General features: G+C 62.9%; 1 protein-coding gene. It reads right to left on the bottom strand.

The features are described 5' to 3' along the window. The coding region (locus ABNU97_RS17740) for a heavy metal translocating P-type ATPase (protein ID WP_348767989.1) at nt 1–1,193 on the bottom strand (1,193 nt) is incomplete at its 3' end. Nucleotides 1,194–1,576 lie beyond the last annotated feature (383 nt).

A 1,576-nucleotide genomic window follows, 5' to 3' on the forward strand; every position in this document is an offset into this window, starting at 1 on the left:
ATCGGCAACTTGGCGCCCTGCGCGGCTTCGACCATGCGGATGATCTGGGCCAGCATGGTGTCGCCGCCGACCTTGGTGGCAGTGAACGAGAAACTGCCGGTCTTGTTGAGCGTACCGCCCACGACTTCGGCGCCCGCGCTCTTCTGAACCGGCACCGGCTCGCCGGTGATCATGGACTCGTCGACGTAGGACGTGCCTTCGGCCACCTCGCCGTCCACCGGCACCTTTTCACCGGGGCGGACCTGCACGATATCGCCGACCTGCACGTCTTCGAGCGCCACTTCCACGGGCTCGCCGTCACGGATCACCCGGGCCGTCTTGGCCCGCAGCGTCATCAGACGCTTGATGGCCTCGCTGGTACGCCCCTTGCTCAGCGCCTCCATGTAACGCCCGATCAGGATCAGCGTCACGATCATGGCCGAGGCTTCATAGTAGACGTTGACGGTGCCCTCGGGCAGCACGCTGGGCAGAAAGGTCGCCACCAGCGAATAACCGTAGGCCGCACTCGTGCCCAGCATGACCAGCGAGTTCATGTCGGGGCCGCCGCGCATCAAGGCCGGCCAGCCCTTCTTGTAGAAGCGTAGACCCGGCCCGAACTGTACGAAACTGGCGAGCACGAAGAACAGATAGAACAGGTTCTGCTGACCGAGCGTTGCCATCAGTCCGTCGTGCAGGCTCGTGAATATGTGGCTACCCATCTCGAGCACAAAGATCGGCAACGTCGCCGCGCCCGCGAACAGGATGCTGCGCTTGAGCGCGCCGATCTCCTCGGCCCGCGCCTGAGCTTGCTGATCGCCGCTGTCGTTGTCCGCTACCGTGCGGGCCGCATAGCCAGCGTCACTGACTGCAGTTTCCAGCGCCTTGGCGTCGACCATGCCGGCGACGTGGCGCACCTGCGCCTTTTCAGTGGCCAGATTCACGTGGGCTTCCAGCACACCGGGCACGGCCGCCAGGGCTTTCTCGATACGGCCGACGCAGGACGCGCAGCTCATACCTTCAACGGCCAACTCGATCGTATCCTCGACGATCGAATAACCGGCTTGCTGAATCGCGGTCTGGACCGCGGCCGTGTCGGGCGCGGATGAAAACGTGACCTCGGCCCGTTCGGTGGCCAGGTTCACATTCGCCGACTCGACCCGATCGACGGCGCGCAGGGCTTTTTCCACGCGGCCGACGCAGGATGCACAGCTCATGCCAGCGATACCGACACGTAGGGTCTGCCCCACCGGATGCGAGCCCGATGGATCGTTTGATAGTAGAGGTTCTACAGAAGCCATGACGGTTTCTCCGGTGCGTTGGGTGCCATGGCGACGGAGTATCAACGTTGCCACGATGGGAAGGTCAAGCGGTTATTTTCGTCCGGTCCGGTCATCCGCTCCAATCGTCGACAGGGCGTTTTCCAGCCTTGACCTTCCACGCGTGGCAAGCACCAATGTTTGCTCGACGTCAATGTATCGCTCACTTCGAGACGACCGATGAAGCGACCTTTTCAAGGAGACCACCCCATGACACAAAAGCCCCCGCTCCCGCCCTTCACGCAGGAGTCCGCTCGACAGAAGGTCCGAATGGCCGAAGA

The organism is uncultured Salinisphaera sp. (genome assembly GCF_964012375.1).
Lineage (GTDB): Bacteria > Pseudomonadota > Gammaproteobacteria > Nevskiales > Salinisphaeraceae > Salinisphaera.